17 protein-coding genes are annotated in these 14,939 nt (G+C 41.3%); 13 read left to right on the top strand and 4 right to left on the bottom strand.

Going from position 1 to position 14,939, the window contains the following annotated elements:
• The first annotated feature begins 224 nt into the window (after positions 1-224).
• The 3 genes from hisA (at position 225) to AC58U0_RS03585 (ending at position 2,802) form a co-directional block, all read left to right on the top strand.
• A complete protein-coding gene (gene hisA, locus AC58U0_RS03595) occupies positions 225-986 on the top strand; it encodes a phosphoribosylformimino-5-aminoimidazole carboxamide ribotide isomerase (protein WP_497377699.1) in 762 nt (253 codons plus the stop codon).
• A gap of 156 nt (positions 987-1,142) precedes the next feature.
• Positions 1,143-2,513: a PDZ domain-containing protein gene (locus tag AC58U0_RS03590; RefSeq protein ID WP_497377698.1), complete on the top strand. Its 1,371-nt coding sequence runs from the start codon at positions 1,143-1,145 to the stop codon at positions 2,511-2,513.
• A gap of 130 nt (positions 2,514-2,643) precedes the next feature.
• Positions 2,644-2,802 (top strand): aspartyl-phosphate phosphatase Spo0E family protein, encoded by a 159-nt coding sequence (locus tag AC58U0_RS03585; protein ID WP_497377697.1) that lies wholly within the window; start codon positions 2,644-2,646, stop codon positions 2,800-2,802.
• Here AC58U0_RS03585 and AC58U0_RS03580 read toward each other — a convergent pair.
• The 3 genes from AC58U0_RS03580 to AC58U0_RS03570 form a co-directional block, all read right to left on the bottom strand.
• The gene (locus tag AC58U0_RS03580; protein WP_497377696.1) at positions 2,799-3,686 is read right to left on the bottom strand and encodes an alpha/beta fold hydrolase; all 888 of its coding nucleotides are present in this window, start codon (positions 3,684-3,686) and stop codon (positions 2,799-2,801) included. The two genes, AC58U0_RS03585 and AC58U0_RS03580, sit on opposite strands and share 4 nt — an antisense overlap.
• Positions 3,687-3,781: 95 nt before the next feature.
• Positions 3,782-4,486, bottom strand: a complete 705-nt coding sequence (locus AC58U0_RS03575) for a YwrJ family protein (protein ID WP_060647885.1) — start codon at positions 4,484-4,486, stop codon at positions 3,782-3,784.
• Positions 4,487-4,644: 158 nt separating this feature from the next.
• Positions 4,645-5,214, bottom strand: coding sequence for a DUF2642 domain-containing protein (locus tag AC58U0_RS03570; protein ID WP_497377695.1), 570 nt, complete (start codon positions 5,212-5,214; stop codon positions 4,645-4,647).
• Between the two features lie 279 nt (positions 5,215-5,493).
• Between AC58U0_RS03570 and AC58U0_RS03565 the strand changes: the two genes are divergently transcribed.
• The 8 genes from AC58U0_RS03565 to AC58U0_RS03530 all read left to right on the top strand — a co-directional run bounded on the left by AC58U0_RS03565 (position 5,494) and on the right by AC58U0_RS03530 (position 13,301).
• Positions 5,494-5,910, top strand: coding sequence for a hypothetical protein (locus AC58U0_RS03565; protein ID WP_497377694.1), 417 nt, complete (start codon positions 5,494-5,496; stop codon positions 5,908-5,910).
• Between the two features lie 76 nt (positions 5,911-5,986).
• Positions 5,987-7,039, top strand: coding sequence for a CotH kinase family protein (locus AC58U0_RS03560; RefSeq protein WP_497377693.1), 1,053 nt, complete (start codon positions 5,987-5,989; stop codon positions 7,037-7,039).
• A gap of 185 nt (positions 7,040-7,224) precedes the next feature.
• Complete coding sequence (locus AC58U0_RS03555) at positions 7,225-7,380, top strand: hypothetical protein (RefSeq protein ID WP_156390092.1); 156 nt, start codon at positions 7,225-7,227, stop codon at positions 7,378-7,380.
• 58 nt (positions 7,381-7,438) lie between these two features.
• Positions 7,439-8,785, top strand: a complete 1,347-nt coding sequence (locus AC58U0_RS03550) for an arsenic transporter (RefSeq protein WP_497377692.1) — start codon at positions 7,439-7,441, stop codon at positions 8,783-8,785.
• 31 nt (positions 8,786-8,816) lie between these two features.
• A complete protein-coding gene (locus tag AC58U0_RS03545) occupies positions 8,817-9,488 on the top strand; it encodes a YwrJ family protein (RefSeq protein ID WP_497377691.1) in 672 nt (223 codons plus the stop codon).
• Positions 9,489-9,624: 136 nt separating this feature from the next.
• Complete coding sequence (locus AC58U0_RS03540) at positions 9,625-11,169, top strand: SAM-dependent methyltransferase (protein ID WP_497377690.1); 1,545 nt, start codon at positions 9,625-9,627, stop codon at positions 11,167-11,169.
• A gap of 35 nt (positions 11,170-11,204) precedes the next feature.
• Entirely contained in the window at positions 11,205-11,735 is a 531-nt protein-coding gene (locus AC58U0_RS03535) for a hypothetical protein (RefSeq protein ID WP_497377689.1), read from the top strand.
• 141 nt (positions 11,736-11,876) lie between these two features.
• A complete protein-coding gene (locus tag AC58U0_RS03530; protein WP_497377688.1) occupies positions 11,877-13,301 on the top strand; it encodes a peptidase G2 autoproteolytic cleavage domain-containing protein in 1,425 nt (474 codons plus the stop codon).
• Positions 13,302-13,326: 25 nt separating this feature from the next.
• On the opposite strand, the gene AC58U0_RS03525 is transcribed toward AC58U0_RS03530, so the two are convergent.
• The gene (locus AC58U0_RS03525) at positions 13,327-13,965 is read right to left on the bottom strand and encodes a TerC family protein (RefSeq protein WP_497377687.1); all 639 of its coding nucleotides are present in this window, start codon (positions 13,963-13,965) and stop codon (positions 13,327-13,329) included.
• Between the two features lie 189 nt (positions 13,966-14,154).
• Between AC58U0_RS03525 and AC58U0_RS03520 the strand changes: the two genes are divergently transcribed.
• Both AC58U0_RS03520 and AC58U0_RS03515 read left to right on the top strand, forming a co-directional pair.
• Positions 14,155-14,475: a helix-turn-helix domain-containing protein gene (locus AC58U0_RS03520; protein ID WP_497377686.1), complete on the top strand. Its 321-nt coding sequence runs from the start codon at positions 14,155-14,157 to the stop codon at positions 14,473-14,475.
• Positions 14,424-14,939 (top strand): IS3 family transposase (locus AC58U0_RS03515; RefSeq protein WP_497377685.1); only part of this gene is annotated, 516 nt, incomplete at its 3' end. The genes AC58U0_RS03520 and AC58U0_RS03515, both read left to right, overlap by 52 nt.

Below are 14,939 nucleotides of genomic sequence, written 5' to 3'. Positions count from 1 at the left end.
GAACAAGACAACTAATTTCAAGCAATGCGGAAGAATATCTTTGTAGGTTCTATCGGAAAGATTCATTTGATCAGCACCCGCCAGGATTAGAATTGGAAGTATTAACCATATTACGATAACACAGAGATGATATTGTGAGCAACTTGCCCTCACTAAAGGGCTATTTGTGCTATAATTGATGGAAAATTGATCTAGCAGCAATAGAATCTAGTGGGGGTATATTCGTGAAATTTAGACCTTGCATCGATTTACACAACGGTAAAGTGAAACAAATTGTAGGTGAGACATTAAGTACAGAGGGAAAGGAAATCATTGAAAATTTTGTTTCCTCTTATGACTCAACCTATTATGCCGCGATGTTTAAAAGAGATCATCTGCTTGGAGGCCATGTCATCATGCTCGGTGACGGAAATAAGGATGAAGCTGTGAGTGCGCTACGTGAGTATCCCGGCGGGTTGCAAATTGGCGGTGGTATTCAGGCGGAGAATGCCAGCTACTATCTTGAGCAAGGCGCCTCGCACGTAGTTGTGACCTCCTATATTTTCCGAGACGGGCAGCTGAATATGGACAATCTTAAACGAATCGAAGCTGAGGTAGGAAAAAACAATTTGGTCATTGATCTAAGCTGTAAAGAGAAAGATGGCAAATGGTTCGTTGCTACAAATCAATGGAAGCAATTAAGTAACTTTGAATTGAATAAAGAAAATATTCAGTTTCTTGAACAATATTGTGATGAGTTTCTGATTCACGCTGTTGATGTAGAGGGCAAACAAAGCGGGATTCAGCAAAGCCTGGTCAGTACGTTGGCAGATTGGGTTGTAATTCCTACTACCTACGCTGGAGGGGCAAGATCATTCGCGGATCTTGAGCTGTTCAAAGAGTTGTCCAGCGGCAAGCTTGATATTACCATTGGTAGTGCCTTAGATATTTTCGGTGGCAAGCTCTCTTATGATGAAGTCGTGAAATATATGAACGAGTTAACTTAGTTGGAAGCAGCAGATACCTTATGATTAGGGTGTCTGCTGTTTTTAATTAGAGGATCAGCTCCAATTGTTGTTAGTAGGATTTAACGTTATTATTAAAGCTGTACGTTAATGAATGGCAGACTTTTATGATTCGGTGAAATAGGGGATGTTTGAGGGATGACGCGCTGGCAAAGACTTTACTACTTGGGTATGGTTTTAGCCCTGATATTAGCTGTAACAGGGGAATTAATTTGGCTGCCAGATCCCTTGCGTTTAGGGACAAGGCTTTATTGGATTGATGCGATTGATCTACTGATCTATGTTCTTGCCTTGATTCCTATTATTTGGATGGCAGGCGCATTCTGGCATATGTTCTCGCAGGGAAATGCTTGGGTTCCCGTTCGAAGTACCGCGGTTATCGCAGCATCCCTGGCGAGTGTAATTATTCTGCTAACGATTCCGAAAAAGGTTGAAATTTCGGTGAGTACTTTTCTTATAACTTGGTTATTAGTATTTATAGATTTATTTTTCCATGAACGGATGCGTCGCAAGATGCCTGTTCAGAGTATAACTTTGTTTGGTTCCACTTTGTTATTATTGCTTGTGATGTTCTGGCCGACGAATTCGATGGTCACTTACCCAGGATTGACCCTAAATATGAATCGTTACGCACAGGCAAATGAGGGAAATGTTCATGGAGAAATTTCGGGTGTGCTCGTGTTTGAGCGGCCAGCATTCCCGATCGATTGGCTATATGCGAAGCTATTTGCTAAGTATTCATTTGAACCGAAGAATCTAGGTATGTCTTTGGGAGAGTACAACCAAGAAGTACGTACGATGAAGGAGGATGCGAACGCCGCGGGAAGTGCAATTGCTTATCAAAAAGTAGGTAAGGGCAAAGGAATCACCTCGCACGGCGTTCGCATCACGGCTATTCTAAAAGATAGCCCTGTCTCTGGTATCTTGCAGCTGAGCGATGTAATCGAGGAAGTTAATGAATATAGCGTTACAACGGTTCAAGATTTGACAGCTCGCATGAAATTGACCAAGCCCGGGGATCAGGTGAAGGTGCTGGTGCTGCGCGGCGGACAGAAAGTTAGTCTTTCAGTTAAGACTCGAACAAATCCAGACGACCCGAGTCGTGCTGCATTCGGCATTCAAGTTGCGAATGAGATGCAATATGATATTCCAGCGCCGGTGAGATATCATAACTATTTATTGCATGAGGGAGGACCCTCGCATGGGGCGGTGCTGGCACTAACATTGATTGATCAGCTTACACCTTGCGGTGTCACTTATGGCAATCGTGTTGCAGGCACTGGAACCATGGAGCCCGATGGTTCGATCGGTCCTGTAGGAGGCTTAGAACAGAAAGCCTATAGCGTCAGCAGAACGGATGCCGATGTATTCTTTGTTCCATCTCAAAATGAGTCAGAAGCAAGACGAGGAGCACCTGGGCTCCTTATTGTACCAGTGCATACGATTGACGATATGTTGAACTGGTTGCGTTCAAATCCTAAGCAGAACAATCAGCCAACTTGCTCTTAGCCAAAAAAGCGCATGTTGTCTATTCGACAATTTGCGCTTTTTCACAGTCTACTTAACAATGCTTATATTTTCTTAACAATATTTGTATAAACTATATAAATAATAGACTATTCATTGGAGGTCATACACAATGGACAGGTTAATTGAAATAGAAAAGAAAATAGAAGCGAAAAGAGATGAGCTTAATCATGCGGGAAACATGTACGAGCTGCGGTCCGAATTCATATTGCGATTATCCGGCGAGTTGGACGAATTATTAAATGCTTATCAAATTCTGATAGCTTGTTAGTCCCTGGATGCTTCATAAAGCTTTCTTGCAATGAGTTTAGGCTCGAATTGTGCAGTTGACATGTGATCACCATGTGCTTGAATAAATCGATATAAACCCAATCGGCTTGACATATGCGGATGCCAGCCAAATTCTGGATTGCCAAGTGGTATAGCAGTGTCTTCCATCAGATGGACATAGCTTTTGGGTACTTGCAGGCTGTAAAATTTCTTCAAGTCAAACTTTTCAAATAAGGGCCCGGCAGGTTCAGGTGTGACTTTTTTATAGAGCTGTTGAGCTTGCGCATAACTTGCTAGATTGGCAAAGGATTCTCTGAAAAGAGGAAACGGAAGCAATACTGTATTGTCCTTTGAGCTTTCTACGAGCTGCTTGAACATGGCTTTCATAGAGGGAGGAAACTCATCGGCAAGCGATCCGCCATCTTTAAGTACAAATGCGTTCAAAAAGACGAGTCTTTTCAGACGATCAGGAACAAGCTCTGCTACTTTTTGAACTAAACTGCCTCCAAAGCTATGTCCAACCAAAATAATGTTTTTTAAATTGTGAGATGTTACGTAATCGGCGATGGACTTTGTCATCATCGCATGTGTTGCAGCTTTGTTAGGGTCAGCGCCATGTCCTGGGTACTCAGGAACATAGACGGTATGGCCTTTTTTGCGTAATTCTGCAGCAATCCCAGACCAAAAGCTCGCATCTGCCCAAGAGCCGTGAATCAGAACAAAAGTGAGAGGCTGATCTCTTTCACGGAAATCATGTTCTAAATCCTGAGCCCAAGTAGCCTGAGTGTTGTAAGGCCAAACGGAAGGGGGAAATGGGGGTTGGATAGGATGCTGAAACGTCCAAGTTTGGAGTGGCTGCGGCAAGTTTTCATAATTGTAGGTCATCATGGTCTTCCTCTCGAAGTTTATGCATTAGTGTATGCCCAGTACGCCCAGATGCCACAACAAAACAAAATGACGTCCGAACTGGACGTCAACGTTTAGAAAATGCGTCCACCAAAACTGTCGCCTTTGCGCGCAGAGGGCAGATGAATCGTTTTTACATGCTCACTATGCAGAATCGATTTCCCGGTTGCTGTATGAAGCTCAAGAAAAGGATGATCCGCTTTGTGCAGGACGCCGATTTTACTTGGATTTTCTCCAAGATCCAGGACAACAAACTGGCTTTCCAGTTTTTTTAACTGCTGATCAAACGTTCGTGAAAACGTAACTTGAGAGGGTTGAACGAGAAAATGCTCCATTTTCATCGAGTACGGTGTCGTATTAGGATGGTAAGGGATCACATATTTGACGTGCTTCATCGAAATGAACATCGTATGAAACACAGGGGAGTGGAAGGCAAAATAATCATTCATGATATGGGTCAAGTAACCATGTATACTTTGATTGCCAGTGATATATATTTCAACGAACATCCCTTTAGCGCTCATCAACATCTTTCGATAAGAGATTGACGTGGACTGAAGATCAAAAGGATATTCCGTAGGCGGGTCTATGGAAGAGCTTGCATAGGTATCGAGCTTTAAATATTGTAAATGAATAATTGGAATATAGTAAAAATGAAATTCATTATATATCACGATAAGATCACTGCCTACCTCAAGGAGCACTCCCTTTAAGGGTTGCTGCATCCCCGAAAATGAAAGCTCCACTTGTTTATCAATTAACATAGTCATAGTTTCCATTGTTCGCACCTCCTTTCAATCTAGTAGAAATGCTTTATCCTTATTGAAATTGTGCATAAATAACCCCAAATGGCGCGCTGAATGCCGTAGCAATCAGCGCGCCTGCGACGAGATTGGGGTTATAGGATATGGGTATCATGTAGCAAGTTCTACTAAATTTAATTAGAGCGGTATTTTTTTAACATAAGTTTAATAGCTACGATTTGTGCAGCAGTTGCTTTGTTGCTTTTATTGTTGTTTTTATTGGAAGAGCTATTGGATTTGTTGCCATTGCTTTTATTTTTGTTAAAGACATTAATACTTTTAATATGGAAGATTGGAATGCGGACAATTTCATTATTTACAACAAGCAGCAAAACGTTATCCCCGGAATATACGAGAAGACCTTCAACTTTCTCAGGGCCACCGCGGTTGATTTGAACATTTGTGTATCTCAATTGACCCAAGAGACCTTCAAATGTATACGCATTTTCATAACGTTGAGGAGCTCTGTTACTTCTGTTACTTCTGTTGCTTTTGTTACTTTTGTTACCTCTGCTAGCATTGCTGTTCATACTACTAATGCTTTTGATATGTTGCAATTGGATATAGACAATAGTGCCATCTTTGATTTGAATTGCTAAATAATCATGATGGACGGATACTAATCTACCTACGATAGAATCAGGACCTCCGCGATTGATTCTAACCTCAGTGCCAATTAATGAACCTAAATAGTTTAAACTCATTTTGTCATTTCCCCTCTCAGGAACGTGGTTTAGTTTGGATATAAGCAGCGTTTACTAGTTTGCGTTCACCTCCTGTACCAATGTCATTGCTGCTCATTTGTAATATAAGTATATGTATCCGTTAGAGATGAGGTACTAGATTCCAATCTATTTTTGCAATAATTCCACCAAAAGAATGGAACCTACTAATAATTAATTTTTCCATATCAACCAATATCTCTATCCAATTCAAATCTCCTATCATAGACTGCACTATAAACTATAAGGAGGTTTTTAAAGATGGAGGTTATTGTTTCTAACAAAGGTAATAGCGACAAAACAAGAGGCACCAATACCGAAAAAACAAGAGGCAACAAAAATGAGCAAACAAGAGGCACCAAAACTGAAAAAACAAATGCCCAAAAGAATGACAAAACAAGAGGCACTAAAACCGAGAAAACAAATGCCCAAAAAAATGACAAAACAAGAGGCACCAATACTGAAAAAACAAATGCCCAAAAGAATGACAGAACAAGAGGTAACAAATCGGGTGGAAACAAAACAAGAGGTAACAAATCTGGTGGAAACAAAACAAGAGGTAACAAATCTGGTGGAAACAAATCAAGAGGCAACAAATCTGGTGGAAACAAATCAAAAGGCAACAAGTCTCGTGGAAACAAAACAAGAGGTAACAAGAGCCGTGGCAATCGTTCATAATCACGAATAAATTACTCTAGAATGAAAGTCTATCTACTATAGATAGGCTTTTTATTATGTATAAAGGCGGTGTGCCATGATACCGACTCGACATATCGTAATCCAGGAACAGCAGCTTAGAAAGTTGAATGAAGATGTTTGGAGTAAGCAATTCGTAAACGGTGTACTTATTAGTAAAGGGAAACGTGCTTCTATTAAGGTCCGTTATCGGGGTGGGCACACCCGAGAATATGAGAAGAAGTCGTATGAAATTGTAAGCGAGGGTAAAACTTACCATCTAAATGCGGAGTATGACGATCCTTCGATGATCCGGAATGCGCTATCATTTCGATTTTTCCAACGTATTGGTGTGCCTAGTCCACAGACAAAGCATTTTGAATTAGTGCTAAACGGACAGAGTCAGGGGGTTTATTTAGAAATAGAAGCAGTTGATAAAAATTTCTTCAAGCAAAGGAGGATTAGTGCGCAATCCCTTTTCTATGCCGTGGATGATGATGCCAACTTTGAACTGTTTTACCCGGAAACAAAAAGAAATAAGAAGTCGATGTTTGAAGGGTACGAGCAAATCATGGGCTTAAGCACCGAAAGAAAAGAACTGTGCACATTCATTTCCAAGATCAATAAACTGTCAGGGAAGCCATTAGCTCAATACTTACAATCCCATTTGGATATTGATAATTATTTACGATGGTTAGCAGGAGCCGTTTTCACCGGAAACTTTGATGGGTTTGATCAAAATTATGCGATTTATCGTCATAAGCCTACCAAATTATATCGCATCATACCCTGGGATTACGAAGGCACGTGGGGGAGAAATTGCTACGGGAAAGTATGCGGCAGTGATTTGGTACGAGTTAAGGGCTATAATGGTCTAACTGAAAAATTGATGAGTTTCAAGAGTGTTAGGATACGTTATAAACAAATTCTTACTTCCATTCTTCGTACATCGTTTACAAGGAAACAGATATCCCCGATGATTGCACATTTACACGGTACGATAGCCCCTTATATGCTGAATGATTATTATCGTAAGTGGCCTTATTCGGAATTCAGAGGTGAGCCTGAATTAATTATGAACTACATTAAGGAAAGGCGGGAAATTATTAAGAAAGAAATGGAAAAGCTTTAGCCAACCAAATGCTCCATAGCATTTGGTTTTTTTGTTGTTCCATCTCTTCTTTTACTAGACAAGAGTGGAATATTTGAAAGAGGGGGTAACCGTTTATAGCAAGATGAGTACAGGTCCCGTATACATACAGTACCAGTATCTACTAATGATAGATGGTGGTAGATGGTAGAAGGGAGGGGATGACAATGGTCGTCATGCTTATCATTATATTTGCAGGGATACTACTTTTCTTTTTACTTAAACCGCCTTTACAGCCCGATATAGAAGTCGTTTATGAAAATGTATCTTCCGTAGATTTGAGTATACCAGAAGTTGCCTATATCAAGAGAATAGACGTATGACACAGTGGACTCAGAATTACAGTAAGATGACTTTTTCTAAAAAGCGGGGTGAAAATTTATGAGTGGTTCCGCAACGATAACCCTTACGATAGCTGCATTTGTGATGACGGTTATCTTAATTCTTTGGCGTCCTAAGGATATGAATGAAGCGATCCCCGCAACGGGAGGTGCTATCCTTGTTCTTCTAAGCGGAAGCGTTTCTTTCGCTGATTTACTTCAAATTACAGATACCATCAGTGACGCCGCTATCACGATTATGGCTACTATCGTCATGGCGATTGTACTAGAAAGCTTTGGTTTCTTCCAATGGGCGGCTGAAGGATTAATGGCTAGAGCCAAAGGATCAGGGATCCGTCTATTTTGGTATGTTAATCTACTTTGTTTTTTAATGACACTATTCTTCAACAATGATGGTAGCATAATGATAACAACACCCATATTACTCATTGTTCTTGAGAATCTAGGGTTAAAAAATCACCAGAAAATACCCTATTTACTCTCAGGTGCCCTGATTGCTACAGCTTCTAGCGCTCCAATTGGAGTTAGTAATATTGTTAATCTTATTGCGCTCAAAATTGTTGGAATGGATTTATATATGCACACATTAATGATGTTTATCCCCTCTACGCTGGGGTTAATCGTATTCTTGTTGCTATTATTCCTCTGTTTCTATCGTATTCTTCCAAAGAAATTACCATTAAACGGGATAGGACCAAGAAAACATCCCTTAAACAACGTTAAGCTTCCAAAAACGCTGCCAGCCATTAAAGATCGAACAAAATTCATGAGAAATATATTATTGTTTGTATTCATGGTTAGGGTAAGCCTATTTATTGCTTCCTATTACGGTATACCAGTAAGTATCGTAGCTGTGCTAGGTTCAACTGTTCTACTTGTATGGCGTTGGTTTTATCTTAAGATATCTCCAGTCGATATGGTAAAAAAGACACCATGGCATATTCTCGTATTTGCCTTTGGAATGTACGTTATCATATTTGGATTAAATAATATTGGTCTAACCCATATGCTTGTTAGTGCCTTTAAACCATTGGTTTCTGGCGATATATTAAACGGGAGCTTACTGATGGGAGCACTAGTCACACTCCTTTCTACGTTAGTAAATAATCATCCTGCATTAATGATTGGTACCCTAACGTTAACCGGTATGGAATTAGATCCACTAACATTAAAAGTAACCTACTTAGCCAGTGTAGTTGGTAGTGATCTCGGGGCTCTGCTTCTACCTATTGGGACGCTAGCTTCGCTAATTTGGCTCCATATCCTTAAGCAGCATAAAGTGAAAATGAGCTGGAAGGATTACTGTAAGGTCACGTTTATAACAATACCCCCTGCTTTAATATTTACATTGATATGTCTTGCCTTTTGGGTTTACTGGATTTATTAAAAAAATATGCTAGATAAGGAGGTTATCAACCATGATGTTTTTCAACACGTATATTGGAAAGATGGTACAGATTGAGTTGATTGGGGATGGGGATAAAATTGGCTACCTAATCGATGTAGGACCAGATATTATTGTGATTTACATGGAAAAAAAGTACTTATATTTACCTATCGCTCATATTAGAAATATCACATTAAATCTAGACAAATCGATCTCGGATTCTCCACCTGACCTCACGATGCAAACTGGAGAGATCACCTGCCACCAAATCTTAAGCAATGCGATTGATCGATTCGTAGAAATTCATATCTCCAATAATCAGACAATCCACGGTTATGTGAGACATATTTCCCAAGACTACTTGGTGTTTCATTCGCCCCTTTATCAGATCATGTACATTCCTTTGTTTCATCTAAAATGGATTAGTCCATATCAAAACAATCAGACTCCGTATTCACAATTACGTATGCAATCGACACCTAGTTCACCCGATCCATCTTTTGCATTGCTCCCGAATACCTTTGAACAATTGTTGAAAGATTTGGTAGGAGAGATCGTCTGTTTTGACTTAGGCTTACACGTGAACAAGATTGGCTTGCTGCAGAAGCTGGATCTCCCATTTGCTGAACTGATCACGGCTGATGAGAAAAAGCTGCATTACAACATTCAACATATCAAGAATTGTATTCCCTTTAATAAGTGAAAGCATTTTTCTTAACCTTGTAGAAAGGTAGTTAACCAGAAAGTGGGTAACTGTCTTTCTATTTTTGATTAGGAGGTACTTTATGGTAAGATGGGAGTTGTTTTTTCATAAAATGGAGTAAAGTAGGTTCAAGAAGATGACACATACAGATCAGAAGATTTATCGTTTCAGCGAGGCACCCATATGGGAGTTACAGCGAACTTATTATGAAGAGCAAGGTATTGGTGCATGGCAGAGTGAAGATGTTCCACAATACATAACTAGTAACCCAAGTATTGCGGTAGCGTATGCCGAGATCATTTTTGGGTTTCTTCAAGATAGAGCGAAGCTTGGTTACACGTTGGAACCGGTGACGATTTTGGAGCTTGGAGCGGGTTCGGGCAGACTAGCCTATCATATCGTAAAAGAACTATGTGAATTAAGGGATTATTCAGGGATAATACTTCCGCCATTTCGATATGTTATGAGTGATCTAGCGTCCAAGAATATCGCCTTTTGGCAGCAGCACCGCAGCTTACTTCCCTTTGTTGAGCAAGGGGTTCTGGACTTTGCACAATTTGATGCTGTGCAGGGTACCGAACTTCATTTGACGCAATCTAGCGATCGAATTAGAATGGGTGACTTGCAGCAGCCTCTGCTGGTTATTGCGAATTACTTTTTTGACAGTATTCCACAAGAACTGATCTATGTAGACGAAAACAAAATTTATGAATGCATGGTTTCTTTGCACTTCCCGGAAGGTGATGCAGAACGCAGTGCTGCTGATATGCTGAAGAACGTCATTCCCGAGTATCATTATCGAAGAGCCGATGAATATGAACAGGAATCTTACCCTTATCGCGAGGTTGTAGGGTTGTATTCACAGAAGCTGGAAGATTCCCATATCCTCTTTCCGGCTGTTGGCCTGCAATGTTTGGAACGACTTTGTCTGCTCTCGCAAGAGGGGTTTATCCTGCTCACTGCAGATAAAGGTGACCACCGAATTGAAAACTGGGAATATAACGAACCTCCCAAGTTGATTCATCATGGAAGCTTTTCCCTGACAGCCAATTATCATGCCATTGGGTATGTTTTTGAGCAAAAGGGTGCCATGAGCTTATTTACATCTCATCCTTATAACCATTTGAACATAGGGTGTATGCTTATGGTGCCAAATCCACACAGTTATGGTCATACACGCTTAGCCTATCGACGGTTTGTTGAGCGATTTGGTCCAGATGATTTTTTTAGTATCAAGGAATGGTTTGATTCGCATTTGAATCTCATGGAAATTAACCAACTCTTAGCTTTTTGGCGGTTGGGTGGGTATGATGCGCAATTGTTCCTCCAAAGCGCGAAGCGCATCTCGAATCTAATTCCCGCGTGTGAGGAAGAAGAATTATCGGACATTCGACAAGGGATACTTCTGATGTGGGAAGGGTATTATCCGATGGAATTAAACCGTGATTTAGCTTTGGACTGCGCGATGTTATTATATCAAATGGAAATGTTCAAGGATGCATTGTTATTCTACAAACGGACTAACAATGAGTATAGGAATGACGCTTCTGTACTTTATGAGATGGCCATTTGCTATTACGAGGTAGGAGAAGATGCTGCTGCTGGGGAAATGGCGCGCAATACCTTAGAATTAGCACCAGAACACGAAGGTGCTTTAGCGCTTATGACACTATTACCATAATTCGCAAAGACTATACAATAAGAGTGGTGAGATTCGTGGAAGAGCAACAGCAGAGAGCCAAAGAATTATTCGATTTGTATCGAGGGCATTTTTTTCAAATGCATCGTGATGGTGTTTTGGAAGAATATAAGACATACGAAATAGAAGGTCAGATCGAAATAGACTGGTACAACGAATGGATTGATAACTACACGAATCAACTATCGATAAGAGATTGGGATGCGATCACAAGCTTAGAGTCACTAGCAAAATATTATCAAGACCCTCGAATTCTTGACAATGTGATTGCTTTTGCTTCGCGCCATATTATGGGAGCTGATAGTATCGTTAAACTTATGTATGCCGAAAAACTGATGGATTTAATTAAAGCCTTAAAGAAGGTAGTTTCTAGAGAAATAAGGCATACGGCTTATCAACTTACTTATAAGATTCTAGAAGATATAATGTTAAAACCATTGATAATTGACCCAGGACATGAGCTGTATCAATATAACTTAAAAGACAAGAAATCGCTCAACAGCAGGGCTAAAAAAAGTATGGACGAGATTAGAAATGTTCGGGATTGACTTATATTTCATGTGAGATTAGGCAGAACCTTCGGTTCTGCTTTTTATGTTTGTTACATAATGGCAATTGTACAAGCGAACTGGTAAAAATTTCATAGTATGAATCGTATATTCATAATCCGTATAAAGGAGAGGAAAGATATGGCTTGTGGCGCGCAAGCTTTGGGGGTTTGCTCTGAGGCAGAAGGAAATAGTACCGTGGCGAGTGGAGATTATTCTCACGCGGAAGGCTTAGGTACGTTGGCGAGTTCCCTTGCTTCTCATGCGGAGGGATATGTAACCCAAGCGTCGGGTCCAGCTTCTCACTCAGAAGGCGGTGGTTCTACAGCTCTTGGCGTATACTCTCATGCCGAAGGGCAGTCAACAAGTGCTGAAGATTTGGCGGCTCATGCGGAAGGTTTTTTGACCCGAGCGCAGAGTTTTGCTTCTCATGCCGAAGGGAGTGGTGCCCGTGCAATTGGACTTCATTCACATGCTGAAGGGCAGCTCACTAGAGCCGATGGCATTAATGCCCATGCAGAAGGCGAGTTGACGCAAGCAACGGGTCTCGATTCTCATGCCGAAGGCTTAGAAACGATCGCGTCTGGCCAAAGCGCCCATGCGGAAGGCGAGAGCAACACAGCTAGCGGCAGAGCCTCTCATGCCGAAGGTAACTTAAACGTAGCAAGCGGGCTTTGCGCTCATGCGGAGGGGCAGCGGACATCGGCTTTGGGGGATTTATCGCACGCCGAAGGGAATCAAACCATAGCTAGCGGTCAAAACTCCCATGCGGAAGGTGCATTGACAACCGCGAGCGGCTTCACTTCCCATACCGAGGGTGTTAACACATTGGCGAACAGTTTTTTTTCTCATGCAGAAGGACAAGGAACTTCAACGAACAATTTGGAAGGTGTGCACATCATGGGGCAATTTGGTGCCGCCAATGAGCTGACTTATTCTTGGTACTTAGCCAACGGGACAAGCAGCGAGGCACCTGGATTAGCTGCAAAAATATTAAGCAATGGCAATGTTAAAATAGACGGGACGGTAAGTAGTCCAGCAGCAGATTACGCGGAGATGTTCGAGACCACAGACGGCAACCCCATTGAACCTGGCTTTTTCGTCGCTTTGGAAGAGGACAAAGTTCGCATAGCTGATCCCACGGATCGCTATGTAATAGGGATTACAAGTGCGAAGCCAGCTTTTCTCTCGAACAGCGGGGAAATGCGCTGGAATCAGAAGTATCTGACGGATGAGTGGGGAAGAACCCTATACCATGAAGTGAGCGTGCCGGCATTGACAGATGCTCAAGGGGAAATCGTCATACCCGAACGAAATGAGCGACAACCGATGTTAAATCCGGAATGGGACCCTGCACAAGTCTATATCCCTAGGGGAGAGAGACCCGAATGGGTAGCCGTAGGGATGCTCGGTAAACTACTGGTACGGGATGATGGTTCCTGCCAAGCAGGCGGACTTTGCGGACCAAACGAGAGTGGAGTGGCTACAGCATCTGATCATGGTTTTTATGTGTTAAAAAGAACCCGTCCTAATCAGATTCTAGTACTCATGGGGAAATCGTTTTAAGATATGTGATAGATGTAAAGAGATGTCAATACGTCTTCCTCCACAGATTGAACCATCCCACGCTGCAGATCACACACATGGCGGTGATGGCCATTAAATCGAACCATTCCTCTTGCAGCAAATGCAGGATGTTTGGTTCTTTTTTTAACTGAAGGACAGCTAACTGAGCTAATAAGCCAGCGATGGCAACTTCAATCCAAGGCATTTTTGCAATGAATTCTTCCATTTTGGAGGAAAATATAAAGATGAGACATAAAGCCGGCAGTACACCCATTACGATGAATAATAAGTTATCTGATAGCCTTGCTGTCAGCAAGATACTTTCAATACTCATGATTAAATCTAAGGTTACAACACTGCTGAAGATGAACAGATAGGTTAAGTGTCTTCTCATCATTTTCTTAGGCATGACCATCCGAATGGCGAAGAAGAACATAATGAGGGCTGTTGCAACGTTGATGTAAGGCACATCTGACATCGATTGCACACAGGCAATATATAGAATTCGAAACAAGCAGAGGAGCATAAAAAGATAAAATTTCATTTTGCTACTGAGATGATATTTATGAAGGGTAAGTTGGATCATAATCGCGTTATCGATATTCGTGAATAAATTGTACATGAAAATAATGAACCAATCCTGCATATAGGGTTGTCCTCTCATGTAAATAACTCATGCCTGTCCGTCAGAAGCTAAGATCATTATATGTGACTACTACCCAAATAAACCCAATACTTCCTAAGAAGATGAAATGGCAAAGAACCCTCCTTTAAAATGAAGTGCACCCCTTAGAATAGACATTGGAAAAACCCCTGGGTTAAACCGATGAAAATTCTAGGGGGTGCATTTTTTATGCCAGCGAAAAAAGGACAAAAGTATAAGGCTTATGAAGAATCCATAAAGGTAGATGCCATTCGTTTACATGTTGAGGAGGGTTGGAGCTATCAAAAGATTGCCAATCATCTAAAGATTAATGACAAAGACCGCGTGAAGATTTGGATGAGAAAGTACAAACAATTAGGCCAATTTGGATTGCTAGATCAGCGAGGACGTCGTGAGGAATATATCAATCAAGACAAGTATGTACAAAAGCTCAAGCGAGATAATGCGATGCTAAAAAAGTGTTTAAAAATCTGGTTAGAGGAGGGAAACAATGCAAATACGAAGCCATAGAAAAAGCAAAGCATTGGTACAGTGTCAGTGAGCTCTGTAAGCTCTTCGGTGTCTCTAGAAGTGGGTACTACGCGTACAGCAAGCGAAAGCATGTGGACAAAGACAAGTCGATGAAAGAACTTATCCAAAGAGTCTATAAACAATATGATGGCAAATATGGCTATCGGCAAACTCAACTCTTCCTACTTCAAAATCACCGTGTGTGGATGAACCATAAGAAGGTGCTGCGTCTCATGCAAGAGATGGGATTACGTTCGCGGATTCGTCGCAAGCACCGCTGCAACTATTCTTCATCGCACGCTGAACGAGTGGCCGAGAACATCCTACAAAGAGATTTCAAAGCCGAGAAGCCCAATCAAAAATGGGTAACAGACATCACGCAGTTCCGCGTAGCCGACACCTGGTTGTACCTTTCTGCGATCAAAGACTTGTTTAATAACGAGATTGTAGGGTACCGTATGAGT

The sequence above is a fragment of the Paenibacillus sp. J31P190 genome, assembly GCF_059692075.1.
This window is presented reverse-complemented; position numbering and strand designations above follow the sequence as displayed.

What these genes read in the sequence shown, in the direction of transcription:
- AC58U0_RS03530 (WP_497377688.1), top strand. Translation starts at nt 11,877, where the DNA reads ATGGCTTGTGGCGCGCAAGCTTTGGGGGTTTGCTCTGAGGCAGAAGGA.
- AC58U0_RS03560 (WP_497377693.1), top strand. Translation starts at nt 5,987, where the DNA reads ATGATACCGACTCGACATATCGTAATCCAGGAACAGCAGCTTAGAAAG.
- AC58U0_RS03575 (WP_060647885.1), bottom strand. Translation starts at nt 4,486, where the DNA reads ATGGAAACTATGACTATGTTAATTGATAAACAAGTGGAGCTTTCATTT.
- AC58U0_RS03550 (WP_497377692.1), top strand. Translation starts at nt 7,439, where the DNA reads ATGAGTGGTTCCGCAACGATAACCCTTACGATAGCTGCATTTGTGATG.
- AC58U0_RS03565 (WP_497377694.1), top strand. Translation starts at nt 5,494, where the DNA reads ATGGAGGTTATTGTTTCTAACAAAGGTAATAGCGACAAAACAAGAGGC.
- AC58U0_RS03570 (WP_497377695.1), bottom strand. Translation starts at nt 5,214, where the DNA reads ATGAGTTTAAACTATTTAGGTTCATTAATTGGCACTGAGGTTAGAATC.
- AC58U0_RS03580 (WP_497377696.1), bottom strand. Translation starts at nt 3,686, where the DNA reads ATGACCTACAATTATGAAAACTTGCCGCAGCCACTCCAAACTTGGACG.
- AC58U0_RS03520 (WP_497377686.1), top strand. Translation starts at nt 14,155, where the DNA reads ATGCCAGCGAAAAAAGGACAAAAGTATAAGGCTTATGAAGAATCCATA.
- AC58U0_RS03585 (WP_497377697.1), top strand. Translation starts at nt 2,644, where the DNA reads ATGGACAGGTTAATTGAAATAGAAAAGAAAATAGAAGCGAAAAGAGAT.
- AC58U0_RS03590 (WP_497377698.1), top strand. Translation starts at nt 1,143, where the DNA reads ATGACGCGCTGGCAAAGACTTTACTACTTGGGTATGGTTTTAGCCCTG.
- AC58U0_RS03555 (WP_156390092.1), top strand. Translation starts at nt 7,225, where the DNA reads ATGGTCGTCATGCTTATCATTATATTTGCAGGGATACTACTTTTCTTT.
- AC58U0_RS03545 (WP_497377691.1), top strand. Translation starts at nt 8,817, where the DNA reads ATGATGTTTTTCAACACGTATATTGGAAAGATGGTACAGATTGAGTTG.
- AC58U0_RS03525 (WP_497377687.1), bottom strand. Translation starts at nt 13,965, where the DNA reads ATGAGAGGACAACCCTATATGCAGGATTGGTTCATTATTTTCATGTAC.
- AC58U0_RS03540 (WP_497377690.1), top strand. Translation starts at nt 9,625, where the DNA reads ATGACACATACAGATCAGAAGATTTATCGTTTCAGCGAGGCACCCATA.